This is a genomic window from Bradyrhizobium sp. JR4.3 (assembly GCF_040547695.1).
Classification (GTDB): Bacteria; Pseudomonadota; Alphaproteobacteria; order Rhizobiales; family Xanthobacteraceae; genus Bradyrhizobium; species Bradyrhizobium canariense.
Window position 1 is genome coordinate 14,622 of record NZ_JBEPQF010000047.1, and the last position, 24,119, is coordinate 38,740.

The following is a 24,119-nucleotide window of genomic DNA, read 5'->3' on the forward strand; positions in this document are numbered from 1 at the left end:
CGGCCCTTCGGGTCCAGATCATGCTCCGAGTGCCTCGGCGATCTCGCTCTGGATCGCCTCCGCGATCGCCTTGGGGTCCGTGGCTTCCACCACCGGCCGCCCGACGACGAGATAGTCCGCGCCGGCCGCAATCGCGCGGCCCGGCGTCATGATGCGTTTCTGATCGCCGCTCGCCGCGCCCGCCGGCCGGATGCCGGGGGTGACGAGGCTCATCTGGTGGCCGACGATCTTGCGCAAGGCTCCAACTTCCTCGGGCGACGACACCAGCCCGTCGATGCCGAGCACCTGCGCCTGCTGCGCGCGCGCTTCGACGAGCTCGGAGACGCCGAGCCGGAAGCCTGCCGCGTGCAGATCGTCCTCGTTGTAGGAGGTCAGAACAGTGACGGCGAGGATCTTCAGGTTCGAGCTGCCGCGACCTTCGACGGCACCTTTCATGGTCTGCGGATAAGCGTGCACGGTGAGGAAGGTCGCGCCGAGCCTGGTGATGCTGTCGACGCCCTGCGCCACGGTGTTGCCGATGTCGTGCAGCTTGAGATCGAGAAAGACCTTCTTGCCCTTGTCGGCGAGCTTGCCGACCAGCGGCAAGCCGCCGGCATAAGCCAGCCGATAGCCGATCTTGTAGAAGGTGACGCTGTCGCCGAGCCGGTTGACCATCGCTTCCGCGGCATCAACGCCGGGCAGATCGAGCGCGACGATCAGGCGGTCTTTCGGGGCGATCTCGGCTGGCGTCATGTCACCTCACATCATGCGTTGGGAAAAATCGATCAACTGCCGCACCAGTTCCTTCAACGCGGCGATATCGCCCTCGTGCCTCAGCCTGTCCATATCGTCATAGGCCTGGTCGGCAAAGGCGAGCGTCAGCTGGCTGGCAATCACATTGGCGTGGCAGGAGGTCAGGATCAGACGCAACGCTTGCAGCGCGCGAGCCGCGCCAAGCCGGCTCTGCGAGGCGCCGGCGAGCGCGAAGACGCGGTTGCGGAACACCTCGCCGCGCGGCTCGTGCAGCTCATGCACGCGACTGACCCAGTCGATAGCGTTCTTCAGCAGCGGCGGCACCGAGGCATTGTATTCGGGCGAGACGATCAGCACGCCATGATGCGCGCCGATCATGCGCTTGAGATTGATCGCGTGCTTGGGCACACCGGACTTGGCCTGCAGGTCGCCGTCATAAATCGGCAGCGGAAAATCGGCGAGCGAGACGCGGGTGACGTCGACGCCGGCCTGGTCGAACGCATAGGCGGCGACCGCTGCCAGCTTCGCATTGTGCGAGCCGGTGCGCAGGGAGCCGGGAATGATCAGAATTTTCGGTGCGGACATCCGCTTCCATGCGTTCGGCGAAACGAGCCCGCCACGCAAACAGCAATGCCGGCGGAATTAGTCCTTGCGATACACCCAGACGCGGGCCGGCGGAAGGTTCATCCAGATCCGTTCGGAGGCCTCTGTGGACACGCCGGGCAGCGATTTCGGAATCGGCGGCACCACCGCATAGGTGAACTGGACGAAGGGCGCACCGGGCGCCAGGGCCGTGAAGGCGTCGCGGATCAGCCGCAGCCGCGTCAGCATCGGTTTTGTGACCAGCGGCAGGCCCGAGACGACCGCGGAGGCCGGCGCGCTCAGCACGTTCCACAGCGTGTCGCGCAGGCGATAGGCATCGCCCTGCACCACCTTGGCCTGCGGATAGCGGTCGCGCAGCAGGGCGCAGAAGCCCGGATTGTATTCGACGAGGACCAGACGCTTCTGGTCGACGCCGCGCTCGACCAGGGCCGAGGTGATGGCGCCGGTGCCGGGGCCGAGCTCAACCACCGGTGCGTCAGAATTGACGTCGACGTAATGGGCCATGGTCCGGGCCAGCAGCTTGCCCGACGGCATCACCGCGCCCATGTGGAGGGGCTTTTCGATCCATGACCGGAGAAAACGCACCTCGTCATCAAGACGGGGCTTCTTCAACGCACGCGCGGACGATGGCAATGGCATGTCGGGACCGGCCGGGACCGCGTGACCGCGGCGTGTCAGAAAATGGTCATAAAGACGTATAGGCCGAAGGCGGCACGGTCAAGACGCGTCAACTCGCCCGATTACCGAAGAAATCCTTGACCTTGGTGAAGAAACCCTCGGATTCCGGCTGGGTGTTGCCGGAGGAGAGCTTGTCGAACTCGGCCAGCAATTCCTGCTGCTTTTTGGTGAGGTTCTGCGGGGTCTCGACCACGACCTGAACGTACATGTCGCCCATTTGGCGCGAGCGCAGCACCGGCATGCCTTTTGATGCGATGCGGAATCGGCGGCTGGACTGGGTCCCGGCTGGGACCTTCACCTTGGTCTTGCCCTTCTCGATGGTCGGCACCTCGAACTCGCCGCCAAGCGCCGCCGTCACCATCGAGATCGGCACACGACAATGCAGATCGGCGCCGTCGCGCTGGAAGAACTGGTGCTGGGCCAGCGACAGGAAGATGTAGAGGTCGCCGGGCGGGCCGCCGCGGACCCCGGCCTCGCCCTCGCCGGCGAGCCTGATCCTGGTGCCGTCCTCGACTCCAGGGGGAATGTTGACCGACAGATTCCGCTCGCGGGTGACGCGCCCCTGACCCGAGCAGGACGGGCAGGCGTCCTCGATCATCTGGCCGCGGCCCTGGCAGCCCGGACAAGTGCGCTCCAAGGTGAAGAAGCCCTGCGACTGCCGTACGCGTCCGGCGCCGCCGCAGGTCGAGCAGGTCTTCGGCTTGGTGCCGGCCTTGGCCCCGATGCCCGAACAGGCTTCGCAAGTGACCGAGACCGGAATCTCGATCTGGGCGGTCTTGCCGCCAAATGCTTCCTCGAGCGTGATTTCCATGTTGTAGCGCAGGTCGGCGCCGCGCTCGCGGCCGCCACGGCCGCCGCGCTGTCCGGCCATGCCGAACAAATCTTCGAAAATGTCGGAAAAGGAGGAGGCGAAGCCCGCGCCGAAACCGGCGCCGCCACCGCCGCCCTGCTCGAAGGCGGCATGGCCGTAACGGTCATAGGCGGCGCGCTTGTCCTTGTCTTTCAGGACCTCGTAGGCCTCGTTGATTTCCTTGAACTTGACTTCGCTGGTGTTGTCCCCGGGATTACGGTCGGGGTGAAACTTCATCGCCAGCTTGCGGAACGACGATTTCAGCACGGAATCGTCGGCATCGCGTTCGACTTCGAGGGTTTCGTAGTAGCAGCGCTTGGTGGACGTGGACATGATGAGCTCAGTCTATCCGATCGCGATTCAAGTCGGAGCGAAGCAACGTCGCCATGCAACGATATAGGCAGCCTTCCGCCTCGCGGCAGAGGATTGCATGGCAGTGTTCAGAATAACGGCTGGGAATTGATCGATCGTAACGGGCCCAAATTTAAAGCCTTGGTCCGTCGAGCCCGACACGATGGCCTCCCCCGCGAGGGAGGAGGCCGTTGGCGCGTGTGGGGTCCAAGCCGTCCGCATCATCACCCTCGCGGGGTTCAGGCGGACTTCTTGTTGGTCTTGTCGTCGTCGACTTCGGTGAATTCCGCGTCGACGACGTCGTCCTTGGCCGCGTCCTTCTTGGCGTCGGCCTCGGCCTGCTGCTTGTACATGGCCTCGCCGAGCTTCATCGATGCCTGGGCCAGCGTTTGGGTCTTGGCCTTGATCGCTTCGGCATCGTCGCCCTTCAGCGCTTCCTTGAGGTCGCTGACGGCATCCTCGATGGCGCGGCGCTCGGTCTCGGCGACCTTCGAACCGTGCTCGGCCAGTGCCTTCTCGGTCGAATGCACAAGTCCGTCCGCGTCGTTCTTGGCAGTCACGGCCTCGCGGCGCTTCTTGTCCGCCTCGGCATTGGCCTCGGCGTCCTTGACCATCTTCTCGATGTCGGCTTCCGACAGACCGCCAGAGGCCTGGATGCGGATCTGCTGCTCCTTGGACGTGGCCTTGTCCTTGGCCGAGACGTTGACGATGCCGTTGGCGTCGATGTCGAAGGTCACCTCGATCTGCGGCATGCCGCGCGGGGCCGGCGGAATGCCCATCAGGTCGAACTGGCCGAGCATCTTGTTGTCGGCCGCCATTTCACGCTCGCCCTGGAAGACGCGGATGGTGACCGCGTTCTGGCTGTCCTCGGCGGTCGAGAACACCTGGCTCTTCTTGGTCGGGATCGTGGTGTTGCGGTCGATGATGCGGGTGAACACGCCGCCCAGCGTCTCGATGCCCAGCGACAGCGGGGTCACGTCGAGCAGCAGCACGTCCTTGACGTCGCCCTGAAGCACGCCGGCCTGGATCGCGGCGCCGATCGCCACGACTTCGTCCGGGTTGACGCCCTTGTGCGGCTCCTTGCCGAACAGTTGCTTCACGACTTCCTGGACCTTCGGCATGCGGGACATGCCGCCGACCAGCACCACTTCGCCGATCTCGGCGGCGGTGAGGCCGGCATCCTTCAGCGCCTTGCGGCAGGGCTCGACGGTCTTCTGGACGAGGTCATCGACCAGCGCCTCGAACTTGGCGCGGGTGAGCTTCATCGTCAGATGCTTCGGGCCGGTCTGGTCCGCGGTGATGAAGGGCAGGTTGATCTCGGTCTGCGTCGTCGACGACAGCTCGATCTTGGCCTTTTCAGCGGCTTCCTTCAGGCGCTGCAACGCGAGCTTGTCGTTGCGCAGGTTGATGCCCTGCTCCTTCTGGAATTCGTCGGCGAGATAGCCGACGAGGCGCATGTCGAAGTCTTCGCCGCCGAGGAAGGTGTCGCCGTTGGTCGACTTCACCTCGAACACGCCGTCGCCGATTTCGAGAATCGAGATATCGAACGTGCCGCCGCCGAGATCGTACACGGCGATCGTGCCGGCCTTGGTCTTGTCGAGGCCGTAGGCGAGCGCGGCCGCGGTCGGCTCGTTGATGATGCGCAGCACTTCAAGGCCCGCGATCTTGCCGGCGTCCTTGGTCGCCTGGCGCTGGGCGTCGTTGAAGTAGGCGGGCACGGTGATGACGGCCTGGTCGACCTTCTGGCCCAGATGGGCTTCCGCGGTCTCCTTCATCTTCTGCAAGATGAACGCCGAGACCTGCGAGGGCGAGTAGGTCTGGCCGTCGGCCTCGACCCAGGCGTCGCCGTTGGAAGCCTTCACGATCTTGTACGGAACGAGCTTCTTGTCCTTCTCGACCATCGGGTCGTCGTAGCGGCGGCCGATCAGGCGCTTCACTGCGAAGAACGTGCGCTCGGGATTGGTGACCGCCTGGCGCTTGGCCGGCTGGCCGACGAGGCGCTCACCGTCGTCCGTCACGGCGACGATCGAAGGCGTCGTGCGCATGCCTTCGGAATTCTCGATGACTTTGGCGTTCTTGCCATCCATTACGGCGACGCACGAATTCGTGGTACCGAGGTCGATCCCGATGACCTTTCCCATGGTCCTATATCCTTGTTTTTGCGGCAGGCTGGCTGGGCCCAGAAGGCACCCGAACCGAAACCCCCTAAGATCAAACATTCGCGATATTGCGATGGTTGGGGGTCATATAGGAGGGGGGGAGGTGCCTGCAAGGACCGAACGCAAGTTTCGGCCGTGAAAACATTGGGTTTTGGAAGAACATATCCGGGCTGCACCGCCCTTGCGGGTGAGGAAATATTAACAGGTCCCGCGATCGGCCCGCATCCGTCACAGCATCCCGCCCCGCCCTGTTGCGGCCAGACCAAAACCGCTAAAAGGCGGGCAGCCGGCCGGGCTCGTCATCAGGCCGCCTCGCGCGACAAAACGGCCGGCCGGCCACCATCGAACGGCCTCAATGTGAACCAATCAGAGTGCCCATGAAGCTGATCCGCCCCCTCGCCGCGCTCGTCCTCCTCGTTGCCTCTGCGCTTCCGGCTCTGGCTGCCGACGCCGTTTTCCCACCTGGCTTGCGCCTCGGCATGGTGCCATTGGTCGGCCTTAACACGGCCAAGACTTTTCCCGGCTTCGAGAGCGAGGACGGCAGCGTCAAGGTGCTGATCACAGAGCTGCCGCCGGCGGCCTATGGCGAGGTCGTGAGCGCCTTCAACTCCAATCCGGCCGGAGCCAACGGCGTCAAGCAGGACAAGATCGAGACGCCCGCGGGACTTGCCTATTTCACCACCGAGAGCGGCAAGGCCGGCGAGACCCCGGTGCGGCGCTATTCGATGATCGTGCCGGGCGCCGGCTTCTCCGGCTATGTCGCGGTGCAGATTCCCGAGAATGCGGTCAAGATCTACACCGACGAGGCGGTGCGGCAGATGTTTGCGAGCGTCGTCACCCGCAAGCAGGTCTCGGCCGACGAGCAGATCGCGCTGATGCCGTTCAAGATCACCGATCTCGCCGACTTCAAGGACGTTCGCACGCTGGCGCCGGGCTCGAGCATCATCCTGGCCGACGGCGACGAGAGCTCCGGCTATGAATCGAAGCCGTTCATCATCCTCGGCGTGATCGGCGCCACCCCGCAAGCCGCCGACGACCGCGCCCGCTTCGCCCAGGAGGCGGCGCTCCAGATCCCCGGCGTGCGCGAGTCGCGCGTCACCATGTCCGAGCCGATCCGCATCAGCGGCCAGCAGGGGTTCGAGACCCGGATCGACGGCGTCAGCGGCAAGGACAAGACGCCGGTGACCGTGGTGCAGTGGATCCGCTTCAGCAGCGGCGGCGCCTCGCTGCGCATCATCGCCAGCGCCCCGCGCGAGCAATGGCCGACTGCCTTCACCCGCTTCCGCGCGGTCCGCGACGGCATCCAGCCAAAGGGCTAGCAGCATCTGCGCATGAGATGCGCTCCCTCCCCCGCTTGCGGGGGGCTGGGGAGAGGGTGTCGCCGCAAGGGGACAATCCCCCAGAGGATAGAACCCTCACCCGCCGCGCTCTACGAGCGCAGCGACCTCTCCCGCAAGCGGGCGAGGTGCACCGAACCCGCGGCTCAAGCCCAACGACTCACCAAAGCCGGCTGCATTTTCGGGCTTCTGTTCGTATACGAACGGAACTAGGCTCCCCTTCCGTTGAGTTCATCCTGGAGGGAGGCGAATGATGCTGGATCGGCGACAAGTCTTGGCAGCGCTCGGGACGAGCGCGCTCGTGGCGCTCGCGCCAACTGCAATTCTGGCAGCGGCATCGATCAAGCCGGACGATGCATCCGCGCTGCTCGTGATCGACGTGCAGAATTGCTTCCTTCCCGGCGGCAGCCTTGCCGTGAAGGAAGGCGAGCAGGTGGTGCCCGTCATCAACAAGATCTCGAAAGCGTTTTCGAACGTGGTGATGACGCAGGACTGGCACACGCAAGGCCATGTTTCCTTTGCGTCAGTCCACGCCGGCAAGAAGCCGTTCGAGACCGTCGATCTTCCCTACGGCAAGCAGGTGCTGTGGCCCGACCATTGCGTGCAGGGCACCGACGGCGCCGCGCTGTCGAAAGACCTTGCGATCCCGCACGCCGAGCTCATCATCCGCAAGGGTTTTCACAAGGACGTCGACAGCTATTCGGCCTTCCTCGAAGCCGACGGCAAAACCTCGACGGGTCTCGCCGGTTATCTGAAGGCGCGAAAGATCAAGCGCGTGTTCGTCGTGGGGCTGGCGACGGATTTCTGCGTGGCTTGGACCGCGCTCGACGCGCGCAAGGCGGGGTTCGAGGTCTATGTGGTGGAAGACGCCTGCCGCGGCATCGACAATCAGGGTTCGCTCGCAAAAGCCTGGGCCGATATGGCCAAGGCCGGCGTGAAGCGGATTCAGTCCGCAGATATCGCCGCGAGCGCGTAAGAGACGCAACCGAACTGCCAGACCCTCATCCTGAGGAGCGCGCTTCTTGGCGCGCGTCTCGAAGGATGAAGGCCCCCGCTGCAGCAGCTCGGCCTGCATGGTTCGAGACGGCGCTGACGCGCCTCCTCACCATGAGGATCGATCAGTTCGCCGCGCCGTTCGGCTCGTTGCTGTTGGCGGGCGCGGCCTTCGCGCCGCCCTTGGCGACACCGACCAAGGCGGGACGCAGCACGCGCTCGCCGATGGTGTAGCCGGCCTGCATGACCTGCACGACGGTGCCCGCGGGCACCGATGCATCAGGCACCTCGAACATCGCCTGCTGGAAGTTCGGGTCGAACTTCTGGCCCAAGGGGTCGAATTTCTTCACGCCGTGTTTTTCCAGCGCGCTCAGTAGCGAGCGCTCGGTCAGTTCGACGCCTTCGATCAGCGAGGCCAAGCCGGCATCGGCCGCCGCACGGGCTTCGACCGGAACGGCATCGAGCGCGCGCTGGAGGTTGTCGGCGATGTCGAGCACGTCGCGGGCAAAGCCCGTGACGCCGTAGAGCTTGGCGTCAGCGACCTCCTTGGCGGTGCGCTTGCGCAGATTCTCCATCTCGGCCAGCGTCCGCAACATGCGGTCGCGCGCCTCGGCGGCTTCCTTCTGCAAGAGCTCGACCGAGCCGGGCTCGGGATCGTCGGGCATGATGTAGGGTTTTGACACCACGGGCTCGCCGGCCGCAGCACTCGTGTCTTCGGGTTGCCGGTCTCGATCGGTCATCGGCTCTCTTTTCGCATTCGTCTCAGGGGGTTTCTGGCCCGCATATCGTGCTTCGGACGCCGAAAATCAAGCGCCCGTGATCGGGAGAGACGCCGGTCAGCCCCCCAGGAGCCGGCTGACGATGCGGGCAGCATAGTCCACGGTCGGGATCACACGGGCATAATTCAGCCGCGTCGGCCCGATCACGCCCAAAACGCCGACGATATGGCCGGCGGCATCCCGATAGGGCGAGATGATGGTGGACGAGCCCGACAGCGAGAACAGCTTGTTCTCACTGCCGATGAAGATCCGCACGCCTTCCGCAGTCTCGGCCCGCCCGAGCAGGTCGATGACCCCGCGCTTGGTCTCGAGATCGTCGAACAGCAGGCGAACGCGCTCGAGATCCTCCAGCGCATGCAAATCCTCGAGCAGATTGGCGTGGCCGCGGACGATGAGCTGGCGATCCTCGTTCTCGCCGCCGGACCAGCTGGCGATGCCGGCCGAGATCACCTTGTGCGTCAGCTGATCGAGCTCGGTGCGCGCCTCTCCGAGCGCGGTTTCGAGCTCCAGCCGCGCCTCGGCCAGGGTCCGGCCCCGGATGCGGGCATTGAGGAAGTTGCCGGCTTCGGTCAACGCCGAGGATGGAACCCCCGGCGGCAGTGTCAACACGCGATTTTCGACCTGCCCGTCCTCGCCGACCAGGATCACCAATGCCTTTTCCGGTTCCAACCGGACGAATTCGATATGTTTCAGCCGCGCATTGGATTTGGGCGTCAGCACGACGGCGGCGGCGCGGGTCAGGCCGGAGAGCCGCGTCAATGCCTCCTCGAGCGCAGCCTCCACCGATTGCGCGTGGCCGACGGAGGTCAACTGGCTCTGAATCGCCTGCCGTTCACTATCATTGAGGTCGCCGACCTGCATCAGGGCATCGACGAAGAAGCGCAGGCCGAGTTCCGTCGGCAGCCGGCCGGCGGAGGTGTGCGGGGCGTAGATCAGGCCGAGCTGTTCCAGGTCGGCCATGACGTTGCGGACCGAAGCGGGCGACAGCGGCATGGCGATCAGGCGCGAAATATTGCGCGAGCCCACCGGCTCCCCGGTCGCGAGATAGCTTTCGACGATTTGACGAAAGATGTCGCGAGAACGCTCGTTGAGCTGGGCGAGGCCCGCGCGCGGCGCGATCAGATGGATCGGATCGTGATGGGCCACAGACCGTAACTCCTCTAAGATAAAGGTAATTTGTCTATCCCGGACGCTTCTGACAAGCGTGCCGTTGGCGGATTGAAAATCGGGGGTGAATAAGGCCTCGATCTTCCCCCTTGCCGCCCACCCTCACCCAACCTACAAGCACCGCCAACAGCCCTTTTCCGAGAGTTTTGGAGGATTTCCCATGCGGCCAAGCCGCCGTGCGCCCGACGAATTGCGCCCCGTGACGCTGGAGCGCGGCGTGGTCAAATATGCGGAAGGCTCGTGCCTGGTGAAATTCGGCGACACCCACGTGCTGGTCACCGCCACGCTGGAAGACCGCCTGCCGCCATGGCTCAAGGGCCAGGGCCGCGGCTGGGTCACCGCCGAATACGGCATGCTGCCGCGCGCGACCTCGGAACGCACCCGCCGCGAGGCCTCCGCCGGAAAGCAGAGCGGCCGCACCGTCGAAATCCAGCGCCTGATCGGCCGCTCGCTTCGCACCATCATCAATCTCGAAGCGCTCGGTGAGCGCCAGATCACGGTCGATTGCGACGTGCTCCAGGCCGACGGCGGCACCCGCACGGCCTCGATCACCGGTGCCTGGGTCGCGCTCGCCGATTGCGTCAGCTGGATGAAGGCGCGCAACATGGTCAAGGCCAATGTGTTGCGCGACAACGTCGCCGCGATCTCCTGCGGCATCTACAAGGGCACGCCCGTGCTCGACCTCGACTATGCCGAGGACTCCGAAGCCGATACCGACGCCAATTTCGTCATGACGGGCGATGGCCGCATCATCGAAGTCCAGGGCACCGCGGAACGCGAGCCGTTCACGGAAGCCGAGTTCCTGGCGTTGATGGCGCTTGCGCGCAAGGGCGTCGCGCGTCTCGTGGACTTGCAGAAACTGGCGGTAGCGTAGTCAATAGGCCGATGCATCGCCGAATCACCGGAAAGCTGGTCATCGCGACCCATAATCCCGGCAAGCTCGCCGAGATGAAGGAGCTGCTTGCGCCTTACGGCATCGAGGCGGTGTCGGCCGGCGAATTAGATCTTCCGGAGCCGGAAGAGACCGGAAACGATTTCCGCAGCAACGCCGCGATCAAGGCGATCGCGGCAGCGCAGGCGACGAAGCTGCCGTCTTTCGCCGATGATTCCGGCATCGTGGTCGACGCGCTCGACGGCGCTCCCGGCATCTACTCGGCGCGCTGGGCCGGCCCGAACAAGGATTTTGCCGCGGCAATGGCGCAGATCGAACGGCTGTTGCAGGAGCGCGGCGCGACCACGCCCGCCAAGCGCAAGGCGCATTTCGTTTCCGCGCTCTGCGTTGCATGGCCCGACGATCATCTCGAAGAGGTCGAGGGGCGCGTCGACGGCACGCTGGTGTGGCCGCCGCGCGGCACCGCCGGCTTTGGCTACGACCCGATGTTTTTGCCCGACGGCCACAGCCGCACGTTCGGCGAAATGGAAAGCATCGAGAAGCACGGCCTGCCGCCGCTCGGTCTCGGCCTGTCGCACCGTGCCCGCGCCTTCGTGAAACTGGCGGAGATCTGCCTTGAGCCGCGCTAAGGAAGCCTTCGGCGTCTACGTGCACTGGCCGTTCTGCCTGTCGAAGTGCCCCTATTGCGACTTCAACAGCCATGTCCGACACGCCGCGATCGACGAGGCGCGTTTTGCGTCAGCATTCGCGCGCGAGATCGCGACGACCGCCGAGCGCTCGCCCGGCCGCGAAGTCACCTCGATCTTTCTCGGCGGCGGCACGCCCTCGCTCATGCAGCCTGCAACCGTCGGCGCCGTGCTCGACGCCATCGGCAAGCACTGGACCGTGGCGAAAGACGTTGAAGTCACGCTGGAGGCAAACCCGACCAGCGTCGAGGCCACGCGCTTTGCCGGTTATCGCGCCGCCGGCGTCAACCGCGTCTCGCTCGGCGTGCAGGCGCTCGACGATGCCTCGCTGAAAGCGCTGGGTCGCATGCACAGCGCGCGCGAGGCCCTCGATGCCGTCGCCATCGCGCGCCGCTCGTTCGATCGTTATTCGTTCGACCTGATCTATGCCCGTCCCGACCAGACGCCGGCGATGTGGGCCGATGAATTGCGTCTCGCGATCGGCGAGGCGGCCGAACATCTGTCGCTCTATCAATTGACGATCGAAGAAGGCACGCCGTTCTTCGGCCTGCATCAAGCCGGCAAGCTGAAGACGCCGGATGAAGCGGTCGCACGCGCGCTCTACGACGTCACACAGGAAACCTGCGACAAGCTCGGCCTGCCCGCCTACGAGATTTCAAATCACGCGCGGCGGGGCGCCGAGTGCCGGCACAATCTGGTCTACTGGCGCGGCGAGGAATATGCCGGCATCGGCCCCGGTGCCCATGGCCGGCTCGACATCGACGGTATCAGGCACGCGACCGCTACCGAGAAGCGTCCCGAAGCCTGGGTGATGCGGGTCGAGACCAACGGGCACGGCGTCGTCACCGACGATCTCCTCAACAGCGAAGAGCGCGCCGACGAATTTTTGCTGATGGGGTTGCGCCTCGTCGAGGGCATCGACCCCGAGCGCTACCGCGCGCTGTCAGGCCGCTCGCTCGATCCCAAGCGCATCACGCTGCTGCGCGAAGAAGGCGCGATCACGGTGGATGCAACGGGACGGCTGCGCGTGACCAGCAGCGGTTTTCCGGTGCTGGACGCGGTGGTCGCGGATCTGGCGGCGTAGCGAGCTGTCGTAGGGTGGGCAAAGCGAAGCGTGCCCACCATTTTTACCACATGTGCAGAAAGATGGTGGGCACGGCGCGCAAAGCGCGCCTTTGCCCACCCTACGGCACCGTCATCTTGAACTACGCCCCAAAACTCTTCGGCGAGCCCGCCACGGCCACGCCGCCACCGGTCGTGACCTTCATCACCGCGAGACCACGCTCGTTGGTGCCGTCGGCGCGGAAGCGGAACAGGCCGTCAATGCCGGCAAAGCCGGACGGATTGGTGAGCACGTCGGATGAGAAGCGCGTCGTGCCTTGCGTGCGCGCCAGCGCGGCGACCAGGGCGACGGCGTCATAGGCGAGCGTCGCGGTGCGCACGGGCTCCGCGCCATATTTGGTGCGATAGCGGCCGGAGAAGGCGCGGAAGCCGGCCGGGTCCGGCGCTGCGTAGAGGCCGCCTTGCAAGTTGGAGCTGGCATAGACGCGCGGACTGTCCCACAGGCCGGTACCGAGCAGCTGGATATTGCGCAGATTCGCACCCGCGGCGCTCATCGCATCGGCGACCGCGACGACGGCGTCGCCGTCATCGGCGATGAACAGCGCATCGGCGCTGCCGAGCTGCTGCGCAACGGTCCGGGCCGGCGTGGCGCGATCGGCGCCGTATTTCTCGAACGCGACGATGCGCCCGCCGCGGCGCGGCACGGCCGCCTTCACCGCGGCCTCGACCACGTTGCCATAGGCATTGTCGGGCACGAGCACGGCGACGGAGCGCTTTCCGATGCTGGCGGAATATTCGACGATGCGGTTGACGTCGGACTCCGGCAGGAAGCTCAGCAGATAGACACCGCGGCCGGCAATGCTGGAATCGGTCGAGAACGCCATCACCGGGATGCCGCGCGTGCGCGCGATCTGCGCCACCGCAGGCACCGATTGCGCGAACAGCGGCCCCAGGATGATCTCGGCGCCCTCGTCCACCGCCTGCTGCGCACTGGCCTGCGCGCCCTGCGGGCTGCCATTGTCGTCCTTGATCAGGAGCTGGATGTTGGGATTCTGGAACTCGGCCAGCGCCATCTCGGCGGCGTTGCGCATCGACTGCGCGGCGAGGCCGGCATTGCCGGATGCCGAGAGCGGCAGGATCACGGCAACCTTCACCCCGCCGGTGCCGGCGGTCGTCGCCTGTTGCGGCGGGCCGGCCGGCTGGGCCGGAGGCGGGGAGGAGCTGCTGAACGGATTGGAGAACTGGCTCAGGCTCTGCTGCACGCCGGCGCAGGCCGACAGCAGCGGCGCGCCGAGCAACAAGCCGAGCGCGCTTCGCCGGGTCGCCCCTGACATCAGGGGCCCCTGAACGGGAGACTCCTCCGAAAAGGAAGATCTGGGATCACGTGGGCCCGTCATGACAGTTTCTCTTCCGACCGACCGTCGCCAGCCGGTCACGACATTCTTTCCACGACACCGGCCATGGATTCAGGCATATTGTCGGCAAATAGTTAACTCAAACAAAAGGATAATGCCCGCTTAACGCGGCTTCCTCTCAAGTTCTGCTAGCTGTCCGCCGTCCGTCACCCAGCATCAAGGCGGCGTTTCCGCCACGAATATGGCGCTGACGCTTCATTCCCTGCGGTATGTGATGCCGAATGGATCACATTCCAGTCCTTTGTCGCCCCTTGCCCAGGCACGATCTTTTTTCGGGGACCGGTTCCCAGCTCCGGGGATCATGCCTAAGTTCGTTTGATTATGCGCGCAAAGCCGTCCCCGATAAATACACCCGAGATCACGGAGCCCGCCTCGCGCGGTTTCTCCATCGACGCCCATCGGCTTGTCGCGCCGAAGGCCGCGCCGGGCCTGCACCTGGTCGCGACCCCCATCGGCAATCTCGGCGATATCACGCTGCGGGCGCTGCAGACCCTCGCCGGGGTCGATGTCATCGCCTGCGAGGACACCCGAATCACGCGGCGTCTGACCGAGCGCTACGATATCTCCGCGCAGCTCAAGCAATATCACGAGCATAATGCGGAAGCGGCCCGCCCAAAAATCCTGGAGCGGCTTTCGCAGGGTGGCTCGATCGCGCTGGTGTCGGATGCCGGCACGCCGCTGATCTCGGACCCCGGTTACAAGCTGGTGCGCGAGGTCTGCGCCGCCGGCCACGCGGTCTACGCGCTGCCCGGTCCGTCCTCGGTGCTGGCGGCGCTGTCGGTCGCCGCGCTGCCGACCGACCGCTTCTTTTTCGAAGGGTTTTTGCCGGCCAAATCGGCGGCGCGTCGGTCCCGCCTGACTGAGCTTGCGCGCATCGATGCGACGCTGGTGATGTTCGACTCCGGCAACCGCGTGCAGGACACGCTCGCCGAGCTTGCCGAGATTATGGGGAGCCGCGAAGCCGCGATCTGCCGCGAGCTGACGAAACTGCACGAGCAGATTTCGCGCGCCACGTTGCGTGAGCTCGCGCGCGGCGCCGATACGCTGGAGACGCGCGGAGAATTTGTGCTGGTGATCGCTCCGCCTGCGGCGGATGCCGAGATGCTGACATCGGATGCGCTCGACGGTGTCCTGCGCGAGCAGCTCGCCGCGAACAGCGTCAAGGATGCGGTGGCGCATGCGGTCGCGCTCTCGGGCCGGCCGCGCCGCGAGGTCTATGCCCGCGCGCTCGAGCTTGCCAAGGAGTTGCGGGGCGGCGATGGCGAAGAATGAGGCCCCGGCGGAACCGAAAATCGCCTCGCCCGAGCGCGTCGCCGCGTTTCGCACCGGCATCTCCGCGGAAAGCCGCGCCGCGGCCTATCTCATGGCCAAGGGCTATCGCATCCTCGCCAAACGCTACCGCACGCCGCATGGCGAGATCGACATCGTGGCGCGCCGCCGCAATTTGATCGCCTTCGTCGAGGTCAAGGCGCGCGCGACGCTGGACGACGCCGCCTTCGCGGTGACGCCGCGCCAGCAGCAGCGCATCATCGATGCCGCGCAAGGCTGGCTCGTCGCGCATCCCGAGCATGCGGAATTTGAAATGCGATTCGATGCCATGCTGATTGCGCCGCGGTCACTTCCACGCCATGTGTTGGCGGCATTCGACGCCTCGACCTGAAAGGCAGACCATGAAACTGAACGTCGCCGTCCAGATGGACCCCATCGCCCGCATCAACATCAAGGGCGATTCCACCTTTGCGCTGCTCCTGGAGGCGCAGAAGCGCGGCCACGGCCTGTCCTATTACACGCCCGACAAGCTCTCGATGGTCGGCGAGGAGATCGTCGCTCCGGTTCAGCTGCTCACCGTGCGCGACGAGCCCGGCAATCATTTCACCCTGGGCGAACCCAGGCGCGAGGCGCTCAACGGCTTCGACGTGGTGCTGCTCCGCCAGGATCCGCCGTTCGACCTCGCCTATATCACCTCGACGCACCTTCTCGAACGCATCCATCCGAAGACGCTCGTCGTCAACGACCCCGCCTCGGTGCGCAACGCGCCGGAAAAGCTGTTCGTGATGAACTTCCCGCAGCTGATGCCGCCGACGCTGATCTCGCGCGACCTCGACGAGATCAACGCGTTTCGCGACAAGCATGGCGCCGTCGTGATGAAGCCCTTGCACGGCCATGGCGGCGCGGCGGTGTTCCGCGTGATGCCGCAGGACATGAATTTCGGCTCGCTGTTCGACATGTTCTCGGTGACCTTCAAGGAGTCCTGGGTGATCCAGCAGTTCATCCCCGAAGTGAAGCACGGCGACAAGCGCATCATCCTGATCAACGGCGAGTTCGCCGGCGCGGTGAATCGCGTGCCGGCCGCCGACGACCTCCGCTCCAACATGGTGCGCGGCGGCGCAGCGCAGGAGACCGAGCTTACGCCGCGCGAGCGCGAGATCTGCGCCACCGTGGGCCCGGCGCTGCGCGAGCGCGGGCTGTTGTTCGTCGGCATCGACGTCATCAACGGCAACCTCACCGAGATCAACGTGACCTCGCCGACCGGCATCCGCGCCATCGCGCGGCTCGGCGGACCGGACGTTGCCGCAAAGCTCTGGGACGTGATCGAGCAGAAGCGGGCGAGGTAGGGCCCGTAGCCTCCTCGACGTCGCCCTAGCCTAGTGCGCAATTGCGCACGGGAGCCAGGACCCATTACCCCGGCTGCCGGTTTGACGGACATCGAAGCGATCACCTCCCTAACAATTCATCGCAGTGGTAATGGGTCCTGGCTTTCGCCAGGACGACAGCGGTGATGTGGCGCGTTGCTTCCATCTCACTGCATGCCGGCACCAAAGCCGCCTCATCCATCACTAACCACCTATTCACCACGACGCGGCGCGCATCGTTCGAACGCAGTGGCCGCACTGCGTGAAACTACGGGGCCAGTGGCCGACCGGCTAACGCGACGTTCACCATCCGCCGAAAGACCACAGCGCGGCCGTCGATCACATTCGGCCTCGCAACACCGCTTATACTTTTACTGCCTACTCATCGACACGGGGAACCCGCCAGGTGCGGTTCGAGTGCCCCGCGTAAGAGTAGAAGCGTATGAACACCGCACGCATTGTCGTTCTCGTCATCGCACTGGGCGCCGGCGGCGTCGCTGCGTATCTGGCGAGCGGCTATGACAACAAGCCCGCGCCCGTTCTTCCTGTCGCCGAAAAGCTGCCGACGGTCGAGGTCCTGGTCGCCAAGAACGACATCCAGCTCGGTCAGGCCGTAAAGCCCGAGGACCTGCAATGGCAGGTCTGGCCGGCGGCGACCGCGAGCAGCGCCTTCATCCGCCGCGACAACAGGCCCGAGGCGCAGATCCAGATCGCAGGCTCGATCGCACGCGTGCCGTTGATGCAGGGCGAGCCGATCCGCGAGCAGAAGCTGGTCAAGGCCGACGGCTCCGGCTTCATGGCCGCGATCCTGCCGTCGGGCATGCGCGCGGTCTCCACCGAGATTTCGGCCGAGACTGCCGCCGGCGGCTTCATCCTGCCGAATGACCGCGTCGACATCGTGCTGACCCGCCGCTTGAAGAATCCTGACGGGGCCGGCGGTAACGACCTCATCCTGTCCGAAGCGATCCTGACCAATATCCGCGTGCTCGCGATCGACCAGGCGCCGAAGGAAAAGGACGGCCAGAACGCCGTCGTCGGCAGGACCGTCACGCTCGAGCTCAAACCCGACCAGGTCGCCGCGCTATCGGCAGCGCGCCAGGGCGGCACGCTGACACTCGCGCTGCGCAGCATCGTCGATGCCAACTCGGTCGACAGTACGCCCGAGGACCAGGCGAGCAAGCGGTCCGCCGGGATCAACGTGATCCGCTACGGCGTACAGGCGCGGCAACTGACGTCACAGAAGTGATGGGGACATGATGAACTATGGGGATGATCGGACGGGCATGCGCATTCGGGGGAATCGCGCGCGCTCAGTCTGGACGGGGACGATGCTGATCCTGGGGCTCATCGCAGCCCCCGATGTCGTCAGCGCCGCAGATGCGCCGGTCGGCGACCAGGCGCCGATGCAGGCAGCGGATCTCGATGTGTCGCCGGTCGGGACGATCGTGCCGGCGAAGACGCGCTTCCTGTCGCTCGGCGTCGGCAAGTCCGCCGTCATCGACCTGCCGCGCGACGTCAAGGACGTGCTGGTCGCCGATCCCAAGATCGCCAATGCCGTGATCCGCTCGGCCCAACGCGCCTATATCATCGGCGGACAGGTCGGCCAGACCAACGTCGTGTTCTTCGCTGCCGACGGCCAGCAGGTGGCCGCCTACGACATCGCGGTGAAGCGCGATCTCAACGGCATGCGCACGGCGCTGCGTCAGGCGCTGCCGGGCGTGCAGATCGAAGGCGTCGGCGACAGCGTGATGCTGACCGGCTCGGTGTCGAGCCCGGTCGAGGCCCAGCAGGCCGGCGACGTCGCCGCCAAACTGGTCGGCGGCTCCGAGAAGGTGGTCAACAACATCGTCGTGCGCGGCCGCGACCAGGTGATGCTCAAGGTCGTCGTCGGCGAAGTGCGCCGCGATATCGTCAAGCAGCTGGGCGTCGATCTCAGTGCCAGCCTGAACGCCGGCACCGCGGTGGTGAACTTCAACAATTCCAACCCGTTCTCGGTCAGCGGCGGACCGATCGTCAGCAACAACGGATTAGGTGTGGCCGGCATCACCAAGGGCTTCGCGACCGTCAGCGCCACGATGCGCGCGATGGAAAGCGCCGGTGTCATGCGCACGCTCGCCGAGCCGAGCCTGACCGCGATCTCCGGCGAATCCGCCACCTTCATCGCCGGCGGCGAATTCCCCATTCCGTCGGGCTACGCCTGCGATCCCGTCACCCACGTTTGTACCACCCAGATCACCTACAAGAAGTTCGGCATCTCCCTGAACTTTACCCCCGTCGTACTGAGCGAGGGCCGGATCAGCCTGCGCGTGATGACCGAGGTGTCGGAGCTGTCGAACCAGAGCGCCATCACGGTGACCCAGGCGCTGTCCTCGAGCTCGAGCAACTCGATCACCATCCCCTCGATCCAGACCCGCCGCGCCGAAACGACGCTGGAAATTCCCTCGGGCGGTTCGATGGCGATGGCCGGCCTGATCCAGCAGCAGACCAAACAGGCGATCAACGGCCTGCCTGGCGTCGACCAGGTGCCGATCATCGGTGCGCTGTTCCGCAGCCAGGACTTCGTCAACAACGAGACCGAGCTGATGGTGATCGTGACGCCCTATGTGGTGCGCGCGGTGGCTCAGAAGGAACTGTCCCGGCCCGACGACGGCTTCGCGCCGGCCTCTGACGCCCAGACGGCGCTGCTCGGCCGCATGAACCGCCTCTATGGCATCGCGCGCCGCGTCGATCCGATCGCGGGCACGCCCGGTGATTTCGGCTTCATCATCGACTGATGACGAACGGACGACTTGGGGCAAGCGGCAGAGACGGGCGAGAGACGGGGCACGAGGGGATGAAGCGATGACGAAGACCATGGCCGATCGACGTCGCAGGTTGAGCGTCGCGCTGGCGCTGACGGGGCTCTCCGTCATGTTGGGCGCCTGCAACACCACCGGCGAGATCGTCACTCAGACGGTGCCGACCGACTATCGCCAGCGTCACCCGATCGCGGTCGAGGAAGCCAAGAAGTCGATCGTCATCTTCGTCGGCAAGGCTCGCGGCGGCCTCTCGGCCGCGCAGCACGCGGACGTCGCCGGCATTGCCCGGGACTGGGTGCGCGAAGGCACCGGCTCGGTCGTCGTCGACGTCCCCGCCAACGCCGCGAATTCGCGGGCGGCGGCAGCGACCTATCACGAGATCCGTTCCGTGCTCGCATCCGTCGGCGTGCCCTCGCGTGCCATCGTCCAGCATCCCTATCGGCCGGAGGATCCCGGACTACTGCCCACCATCCGCCTGAGCTATTCCCGGATCGCCGCAGTCGCCGGCCCCTGCGGGCTGTGGCCGGAAGATATCGGCCCCTCCATCCTCGACCCCGGCTACAACGAGAACCAGCCTTATTTCAATCTGGGCTGCGCCAGCCAGCGCAACCTCGCGGCAATGATCGACAATCCAGCCGACCTCGAGCAGCCGCGGTCCGAGACGCCAGCCTATAACGCACGGCGTGACATCGCCTTCGAGCGCTATCGCAAGGGCATGCCGATCGCGACCACCAATTCAGACGCCGACAAGGCCAAACTCAGCGATACAGGCAGATGACACGCGTCCACGACGAAGAAGCGGACGATCCGCAGCACCCCGAGGAACACATTGCGCCGGTTCCTCGCATCTCCGTGCAAGCCTTTTGCGAGACCGAGCAGACGCTCGCCGCGGTGACCGCGGCCGGGCAGGATCGCCGTCTCGCCAAGGCGCATCTCACCGCCAAGGACGGCGGCCTCGCGGCGGCCATCGAAGTCTATGAAACGATGCCGACGCCGAACGTCATCGTGATCGAATCCGACGGCACGCGCGACATTCTCGAGGGCCTCGACGACCTCGCCGGCGTCTGCGATCCCGGCACTCGTGTGGTGGTGATCGGCAATCCCAGCGACACCGCGCCCTATCGCGAGCTGGTCCGCCGCGGCGTCAACGACTATGTGGTGGGACCGGTCGAAACGCTCGACGTCGTCCGCTCGATCTGCAGCCTGTTCTCGGCGTCCGAAACCATTATCACCGGCCGCGTCATCGCGGTGGTCGGCGCCAAGGGCGGTGTCGGTGCCTCTACCGTCGCGCACAATGTGGCCTGGACCATCGCCCGCGACCTCGCGCTCGATTCCGTCGTGATCGATCTCGACCTCGCCTTCGGCACTGCAGGTCTCGACTACAACCAGGACCCGGTACAGGGCATCGCCAATGCCGTGCTGTCGCAGGATCGGCCGGACACGGCCCTGATGGAGCGCCTGCTCTCCAAATGCACCGAGCGTCTTAGCCTGCTTGCTGCGCCTGCCACGCTTGACCGCGTCTACGATTTCGGCGCGGAGGCCTTCGATGCGGTGTTCGACACGCTGCGCATGACGACGCCCTGCATCGTGCTCGACGTTCCCCACCAATGGTCGGGCTGGACGCGGCGTGCGCTGGTCAACGCGGACGACATCGTGATCGTGGCCGAGCCCGATCTTGCGAACCTGCGCAACACCAAGAACATGCTGAACGTGTTGAAGGCGGCGCGGCCGAACGACCGGCCACCGCTCTACTGCATCAACCAGGTCGGCATGCCCAAGCGGGCGGAGATCGAGGTCAAGGCATTCGCCAAGACCATGGAGAGCCAGCCGATCGCGGTGATCCCGTTCGATTCAAAGCTGTTCTCGACCGCGGCCAACAATGGCCAGATGATCGCGGAGGTCTCCAAGAGCCACCGCACCACCGAGCTGTTCCAGAACGTGGCGAACCGCCTCGCCGGGCGGGGCGAGGTGAAGAAGCCGAAGCGCTCGCTGCTCGGGCCGCTGTTGAAGAAGCTGAAGGGCAGGTCGGGGCGCGCGTCAGCCCCGCATCGCAAGGCGTCCTGAGCAAGGCTTCCTAAGCAAGGCTTCCTGACGCGCGCGGGCGGGTTACTTCTCCGCCCGCTGCTGCTTCTTCACCAGCAACTGCCGCAGCGCCGTGACCTTTGCCGCCGCTTGATCCGGCGGCAGGTCCGCCTTCACGATGGTTTCGGCCTCGGCCTGCTTTCCTTCCAGTCCCAGCACGAGCGCGAGATTGGCGCGCACGCGGGAATCGGCGGGATTGCGCTCGTGCGCGCGGCGCATCGTTTCCTCTGCCCGCGGCAGATTGTTCTGCAGCATGTAGGACAGTCCGAGATTGGACAGCACCGACGGTTCGTCCGGCACGATTTTCAGTGCGGCGGCGTAGTATTGCTGCGCCTCCTCGTTGCGACCGAGCTGATCGAGCGCGGCGCCCTGCGCCGACAGGATATGCCAGTCGGGATCCTCGGGCGAATGCGCGCGACCGAGGACGTCGAACGCCTGCTGGAAACTGCCGCTGTCGGCGAGCGCGCGGCCATAGCCGGCGAGCAGCGCCTTGTTGCTGGAATGGGCGAGCACGGCCTGCTCCAGCACCGCGAGCGCCTGCGCGCGCTGGCCGGTCTGGCGCAACGCCTTGCCATATTCGAGCGCGACGTTGGGATCGCCAGGCTTGGCACGATAGCGCTCGCGCAGCGCGTCCATGTCCGGCCTCACGTCTGGCTTGGCCTCGGCCCTGACAGCCGAGTCCGACTTTCCGCCGAGCGCGCCGGTGATGTCCTCGATGCCGGTGGTCTGACAGCCGCCCAGGGCCAGGATCAGAAGCGCGGAAAACAGATATCTCGCCGGAGGAGAGGCGACGGACAAACGCTTGGACATACTCTGATCACTCGGCGACTGATCAGAGATGCTTACCGATTAACGCTAAAGTCCCGTTAAGGCGGGGCGCTTCCGAAAGCTCAGTCGGTGAATTCAGCGCCGAACTCGCAGCCGATGCGCCAGCGCAGGCGGCACTGGCGGGAATAGTCGGGCGCGAAGATGATGGTGAATTGCGGCGGCACTTCCAGAAATTCCGCCACCACTTTCACGCCGCCGTCCGAAATATCCGTGATCGTGCAGTCCCGCGGCAGCGAACCCGCGCCAAAATGAATTTTGGCGAGCCGCGTGCACATCCGTCGTTCGCTTCTCCGGCGATTTGCAAGCATCTGAATTGTTCACCCGTTAGACCACGGCCCATCCCGCAGCCCTAGGAGTAGCGGACATTCGTTGGAATGTGCTGAGCAGAGCAGCTTGCATTCGAGGCGTAGTGTCTTCGACGTGTTTACGATCGGTTAGGACCTTCCGGCCCTCTCGACCCGTTCCCGTATTGTTCTTGCAAGAACTGGCCCGCTCTGCTACCCCTAATTGTGCAAAAGGGCAGGCTGGTTCGGGCATGGTTCAGCGGGTTTCTACCGTCGCCTTTGAGGGGATCGAGGCCCGTGCGGTCGACGTGCAGGTGCAGGTCGCGCCCGGTCTGCCGGCCTTCGCGATCGTCGGTCTCCCGGACAAGGCGGTGTCGGAGGCGCGCGAGCGGGTCCGCTCGGCGCTGATCGCCTCTGGGCTGGCGCTGCCGGCGCGGCGGATCACCGTCAATCTCGCGCCCGCCGATCTGCCCAAGGAGGGCAGCCATTATGACCTGCCGATCGCGCTCGGGCTGATGGGGGCGATCGGCGCGATCCCACCGGATGCGCTGAGCGGCTTCACCGTTCTGGGCGAGCTTGGTCTCGACGGATCGATCGCGCCGGTGGCCGGCGTTCTTCCCGCCGCGATCGGCGCCAATGTGCGCGAGGAGGGGCTGATCTGTCCGGCGGCTTGCGGCTCGGAAGCGGCATGGGCGAGCCCGGACATCCAGATCATCGCCGCAAGTTCGCTGATCCAGATCGCCAACCATTTCAAGGGCACGCAGGTGCTGTCGCGGCCGGTGCCGAAGGTGCACGAAGCCGCCGCCTCGCCGCTCGACCTGCGCGACATCAAGGGCCAGGAGAGCGCCAAGCGGGCGCTGGAGATCGCGGCCGCCGGCGGTCATCACCTGCTCATGATCGGCGCGCCCGGCGCCGGCAAATCGATGCTGGCGGCACGCCTGCCCTCGATCCTGCCGCCGCTGTCACCGGGCGAGTTGCTCGAAGTCTCGATGATCGCCTCTGTCGCCGGCGAGATCGAGGGCGGCGCACTGACGGCGCGGCGGCCGTTTCGATCGCCGCATCATTCCGCCAGCATGGCCGCGCTCACTGGCGGCGGCATGCGCGCACGGCCAGGCGAGATCTCGCTCGCGCATCAGGGCGTGCTGTTCCTCGACGAGCTCCCCGAATTCGATCCGCGCGTGCTGGATTCGCTGCGCCAACCGCTGGAGAACGGCGAGGTCTCGGTGTCCCGCGCCAATCACCGCGTCACCTATCCCGCACGCTTCATGCTGGTCGCGGCGATGAATCCGTGCCGCTGCGGCAATGCGTTCGAGCCCGGCTATGCCTGCAAGCGCGGCCGCATCGATCGCTGCACCGGCGACTACCAGGCTTGCATCTCGGGACCACTGATGGACCGCATCGATTTGCGCATCGAGGTTCCCGCGGTGACCGCGGCCGATTTGATCCTGCCGCCGCCGGCGGAGGGCTCGGCCGAAGTCGCCGCGCGCGTGGCCGCCGCGCGCGACATCCAGCTCGCACGCTACGCGGACGCCGGCCTGCCGAAGGTCCGCACCAATGCCGAAGCGCCGGCCTCGGTGCTGGAGGAGATCGCTAAGCCGGATGCGCAAGGCCAGAAGCTGCTGCGCGACGCCGCCGAGACCATGCGGCTGTCGGCGCGCGGCTATCACCGCGTGCTGCGGGTGGCGCGCACGCTGGCCGATCTCGACGGCGCCGACAGGATCGGCCGGCTGCATCTCGCCGAGGCTTTGTCCTACCGCGCACTCGCGGAGGATGTGCGCCAGTTGGCCTGA

General features: G+C 65.6%; 23 protein-coding genes. 13 read left to right on the forward strand and 10 right to left on the reverse strand.

The window, feature by feature from the left end; all coding sequences use genetic code 11:
• Nucleotides 1-18: 18 nt before the first annotated feature.
• The 5 genes from pyrF to dnaK form a co-directional block, all read right to left on the reverse strand.
• A complete protein-coding gene (pyrF, locus tag ABIB91_RS37790; RefSeq protein ID WP_007598498.1) occupies nucleotides 19-732 on the reverse strand; it encodes an orotidine-5'-phosphate decarboxylase in 714 nt (237 codons plus the stop codon).
• A 6-nt stretch (nucleotides 733-738) separates the two neighbouring features.
• The gene (locus ABIB91_RS37795) at nucleotides 739-1,317 is read right to left on the reverse strand and encodes an NADPH-dependent FMN reductase (protein ID WP_354171985.1); all 579 of its coding nucleotides are present in this window, start codon (nucleotides 1,315-1,317) and stop codon (nucleotides 739-741) included.
• A 57-nt stretch (nucleotides 1,318-1,374) separates the two neighbouring features.
• Entirely contained in the window at nucleotides 1,375-1,974 is a 600-nt protein-coding gene (locus ABIB91_RS37800; RefSeq protein ID WP_007598495.1) for a class I SAM-dependent methyltransferase, read from the reverse strand.
• Nucleotides 1,975-2,062: 88 nt separating this feature from the next.
• Nucleotides 2,063-3,196 carry a molecular chaperone DnaJ gene (dnaJ, locus tag ABIB91_RS37805; protein ID WP_007598494.1) on the reverse strand — a complete coding sequence of 378 codons (1,134 nt, stop codon included), beginning with the start codon at nucleotides 3,194-3,196 and terminating at the stop codon, nucleotides 2,063-2,065.
• 257 nt (nucleotides 3,197-3,453) lie between these two features.
• Nucleotides 3,454-5,355: a molecular chaperone DnaK gene (gene dnaK / locus ABIB91_RS37810; protein ID WP_007598490.1), complete on the reverse strand. Its 1,902-nt coding sequence runs from the start codon at nucleotides 5,353-5,355 to the stop codon at nucleotides 3,454-3,456.
• A gap of 395 nt (nucleotides 5,356-5,750) precedes the next feature.
• On the opposite strand from dnaK, the gene ABIB91_RS37815 reads away from it, so the two are divergent.
• Both ABIB91_RS37815 and pncA read left to right on the forward strand, forming a co-directional pair.
• The gene (locus tag ABIB91_RS37815) at nucleotides 5,751-6,692 is read left to right on the forward strand and encodes a hypothetical protein (protein WP_219681933.1); all 942 of its coding nucleotides are present in this window, start codon (nucleotides 5,751-5,753) and stop codon (nucleotides 6,690-6,692) included.
• Nucleotides 6,693-6,963: 271 nt separating this feature from the next.
• Nucleotides 6,964-7,686, forward strand: a complete 723-nt coding sequence (gene pncA / locus ABIB91_RS37820; protein ID WP_088941363.1) for a bifunctional nicotinamidase/pyrazinamidase — start codon at nucleotides 6,964-6,966, stop codon at nucleotides 7,684-7,686.
• Nucleotides 7,687-7,828: 142 nt separating this feature from the next.
• On the opposite strand, the gene grpE is transcribed toward pncA, so the two are convergent.
• A complete protein-coding gene (gene grpE, locus ABIB91_RS37825; protein WP_354171988.1) occupies nucleotides 7,829-8,443 on the reverse strand; it encodes a nucleotide exchange factor GrpE in 615 nt (204 codons plus the stop codon).
• 96 nt (nucleotides 8,444-8,539) lie between these two features.
• Nucleotides 8,540-9,628 carry a heat-inducible transcriptional repressor HrcA gene (gene hrcA, locus ABIB91_RS37830; RefSeq protein ID WP_007598483.1) on the reverse strand — a complete coding sequence of 363 codons (1,089 nt, stop codon included), beginning with the start codon at nucleotides 9,626-9,628 and terminating at the stop codon, nucleotides 8,540-8,542.
• Between the two features lie 181 nt (nucleotides 9,629-9,809).
• On the opposite strand from hrcA, the gene rph reads away from it, so the two are divergent.
• Genes rph through hemW form a run of 3 tightly spaced genes read left to right on the forward strand, consistent with a single transcriptional unit; the run spans nucleotide 9,810 to nucleotide 12,311 of the window.
• Nucleotides 9,810-10,523 (forward strand): ribonuclease PH, encoded by a 714-nt coding sequence (gene rph, locus ABIB91_RS37835; protein WP_007598482.1) that lies wholly within the window; start codon nucleotides 9,810-9,812, stop codon nucleotides 10,521-10,523.
• 11 nt (nucleotides 10,524-10,534) lie between these two features.
• Entirely contained in the window at nucleotides 10,535-11,170 is a 636-nt protein-coding gene (gene rdgB, locus ABIB91_RS37840) for an RdgB/HAM1 family non-canonical purine NTP pyrophosphatase (protein WP_354171991.1), read from the forward strand.
• On the forward strand, nucleotides 11,157-12,311 hold the full coding sequence (gene hemW / locus ABIB91_RS37845) for a radical SAM family heme chaperone HemW (protein WP_354171993.1): 1,155 nt from the start codon (nucleotides 11,157-11,159) through the stop codon (nucleotides 12,309-12,311). The genes rdgB and hemW overlap by 14 nt, the downstream gene beginning before the upstream one ends.
• 121 nt (nucleotides 12,312-12,432) lie before the next feature.
• Here hemW and ABIB91_RS37850 read toward each other — a convergent pair whose 3' ends face one another.
• Entirely contained in the window at nucleotides 12,433-13,686 is a 1,254-nt protein-coding gene (locus tag ABIB91_RS37850; protein ID WP_502917079.1) for a penicillin-binding protein activator, read from the reverse strand.
• 339 nt (nucleotides 13,687-14,025) lie between these two features.
• On the opposite strand from ABIB91_RS37850, the gene rsmI reads away from it, so the two are divergent.
• From rsmI to ABIB91_RS37885, 7 genes are all read left to right on the forward strand, one after another.
• Entirely contained in the window at nucleotides 14,026-14,976 is a 951-nt protein-coding gene (rsmI, locus tag ABIB91_RS37855) for a 16S rRNA (cytidine(1402)-2'-O)-methyltransferase (RefSeq protein ID WP_354171997.1), read from the forward strand.
• Nucleotides 14,963-15,364: a YraN family protein gene (locus tag ABIB91_RS37860; protein WP_354171999.1), complete on the forward strand. Its 402-nt coding sequence runs from the start codon at nucleotides 14,963-14,965 to the stop codon at nucleotides 15,362-15,364. Before rsmI ends, ABIB91_RS37860 begins: the two co-directional genes overlap by 14 nt.
• A 10-nt stretch (nucleotides 15,365-15,374) precedes the next feature.
• Entirely contained in the window at nucleotides 15,375-16,319 is a 945-nt protein-coding gene (gshB, locus tag ABIB91_RS37865; protein WP_354172001.1) for a glutathione synthase, read from the forward strand.
• A gap of 460 nt (nucleotides 16,320-16,779) precedes the next feature.
• Nucleotides 16,780-17,583, forward strand: coding sequence for a Flp pilus assembly protein CpaB (cpaB, locus tag ABIB91_RS37870; protein ID WP_007598472.1), 804 nt, complete (start codon nucleotides 16,780-16,782; stop codon nucleotides 17,581-17,583).
• Nucleotides 17,584-17,593: 10 nt separating this feature from the next.
• Entirely contained in the window at nucleotides 17,594-19,111 is a 1,518-nt protein-coding gene (locus ABIB91_RS37875; protein ID WP_354172022.1) for a type II and III secretion system protein family protein, read from the forward strand.
• Between the two features lie 67 nt (nucleotides 19,112-19,178).
• On the forward strand, nucleotides 19,179-19,913 hold the full coding sequence (locus tag ABIB91_RS37880; protein WP_007598468.1) for a CpaD family pilus assembly protein: 735 nt from the start codon (nucleotides 19,179-19,181) through the stop codon (nucleotides 19,911-19,913).
• Nucleotides 19,910-21,199 carry a CpaE/TadZ family protein gene (locus ABIB91_RS37885; protein ID WP_354172003.1) on the forward strand — a complete coding sequence of 430 codons (1,290 nt, stop codon included), beginning with the start codon at nucleotides 19,910-19,912 and terminating at the stop codon, nucleotides 21,197-21,199. Before ABIB91_RS37880 ends, ABIB91_RS37885 begins: the two co-directional genes overlap by 4 nt.
• A gap of 42 nt (nucleotides 21,200-21,241) precedes the next feature.
• Here the strand turns inward: ABIB91_RS37885 and ABIB91_RS37890 are convergent, their stop codons facing one another.
• Both ABIB91_RS37890 and ABIB91_RS37895 read right to left on the reverse strand, forming a co-directional pair.
• The gene (locus ABIB91_RS37890; RefSeq protein ID WP_354172005.1) at nucleotides 21,242-22,027 is read right to left on the reverse strand and encodes a tetratricopeptide repeat protein; all 786 of its coding nucleotides are present in this window, start codon (nucleotides 22,025-22,027) and stop codon (nucleotides 21,242-21,244) included.
• Between the two features lie 80 nt (nucleotides 22,028-22,107).
• On the reverse strand, nucleotides 22,108-22,353 hold the full coding sequence (locus tag ABIB91_RS37895) for a PilZ domain-containing protein (RefSeq protein WP_007598461.1): 246 nt from the start codon (nucleotides 22,351-22,353) through the stop codon (nucleotides 22,108-22,110).
• A 227-nt stretch (nucleotides 22,354-22,580) separates the two neighbouring features.
• Between ABIB91_RS37895 and ABIB91_RS37900 the strand changes: the two genes are divergently transcribed.
• On the forward strand, nucleotides 22,581-24,119 hold the full coding sequence (locus ABIB91_RS37900) for a YifB family Mg chelatase-like AAA ATPase (protein ID WP_354172007.1): 1,539 nt from the start codon (nucleotides 22,581-22,583) through the stop codon (nucleotides 24,117-24,119).

Coding starts and splice junctions, on each gene's coding strand:
- ABIB91_RS37900 (WP_354172007.1), top strand. CDS start 22,581: ATGGTTCAGCGGGTTTCTACCGTCGCCTTTGAGGGGATCGAGGCCCGT.
- grpE (WP_354171988.1), bottom strand. CDS start 8,443: ATGACCGATCGAGACCGGCAACCCGAAGACACGAGTGCTGCGGCCGGC.
- ABIB91_RS37880 (WP_007598468.1), top strand. CDS start 19,179: ATGACGAAGACCATGGCCGATCGACGTCGCAGGTTGAGCGTCGCGCTG.
- ABIB91_RS37890 (WP_354172005.1), bottom strand. CDS start 22,027: ATGTCCAAGCGTTTGTCCGTCGCCTCTCCTCCGGCGAGATATCTGTTT.
- ABIB91_RS37795 (WP_354171985.1), bottom strand. CDS start 1,317: ATGTCCGCACCGAAAATTCTGATCATTCCCGGCTCCCTGCGCACCGGC.
- ABIB91_RS37885 (WP_354172003.1), top strand. CDS start 19,910: ATGACACGCGTCCACGACGAAGAAGCGGACGATCCGCAGCACCCCGAG.
- rsmI (WP_354171997.1), top strand. CDS start 14,026: ATGCGCGCAAAGCCGTCCCCGATAAATACACCCGAGATCACGGAGCCC.
- ABIB91_RS37860 (WP_354171999.1), top strand. CDS start 14,963: ATGGCGAAGAATGAGGCCCCGGCGGAACCGAAAATCGCCTCGCCCGAG.
- dnaJ (WP_007598494.1), bottom strand. CDS start 3,196: ATGTCCACGTCCACCAAGCGCTGCTACTACGAAACCCTCGAAGTCGAA.
- ABIB91_RS37895 (WP_007598461.1), bottom strand. CDS start 22,353: ATGCTTGCAAATCGCCGGAGAAGCGAACGACGGATGTGCACGCGGCTC.
- ABIB91_RS37875 (WP_354172022.1), top strand. CDS start 17,594: ATGAACTATGGGGATGATCGGACGGGCATGCGCATTCGGGGGAATCGC.
- ABIB91_RS37850 (WP_502917079.1), bottom strand. CDS start 13,686: ATGACGGGCCCACGTGATCCCAGATCTTCCTTTTCGGAGGAGTCTCCC.
- rdgB (WP_354171991.1), top strand. CDS start 10,535: ATGCATCGCCGAATCACCGGAAAGCTGGTCATCGCGACCCATAATCCC.
- gshB (WP_354172001.1), top strand. CDS start 15,375: ATGAAACTGAACGTCGCCGTCCAGATGGACCCCATCGCCCGCATCAAC.
- dnaK (WP_007598490.1), bottom strand. CDS start 5,355: ATGGGAAAGGTCATCGGGATCGACCTCGGTACCACGAATTCGTGCGTC.
- pncA (WP_088941363.1), top strand. CDS start 6,964: ATGCTGGATCGGCGACAAGTCTTGGCAGCGCTCGGGACGAGCGCGCTC.
- pyrF (WP_007598498.1), bottom strand. CDS start 732: ATGACGCCAGCCGAGATCGCCCCGAAAGACCGCCTGATCGTCGCGCTC.
- rph (WP_007598482.1), top strand. CDS start 9,810: ATGCGGCCAAGCCGCCGTGCGCCCGACGAATTGCGCCCCGTGACGCTG.
- ABIB91_RS37815 (WP_219681933.1), top strand. CDS start 5,751: ATGAAGCTGATCCGCCCCCTCGCCGCGCTCGTCCTCCTCGTTGCCTCT.
- ABIB91_RS37800 (WP_007598495.1), bottom strand. CDS start 1,974: ATGCCATTGCCATCGTCCGCGCGTGCGTTGAAGAAGCCCCGTCTTGAT.
- cpaB (WP_007598472.1), top strand. CDS start 16,780: ATGAACACCGCACGCATTGTCGTTCTCGTCATCGCACTGGGCGCCGGC.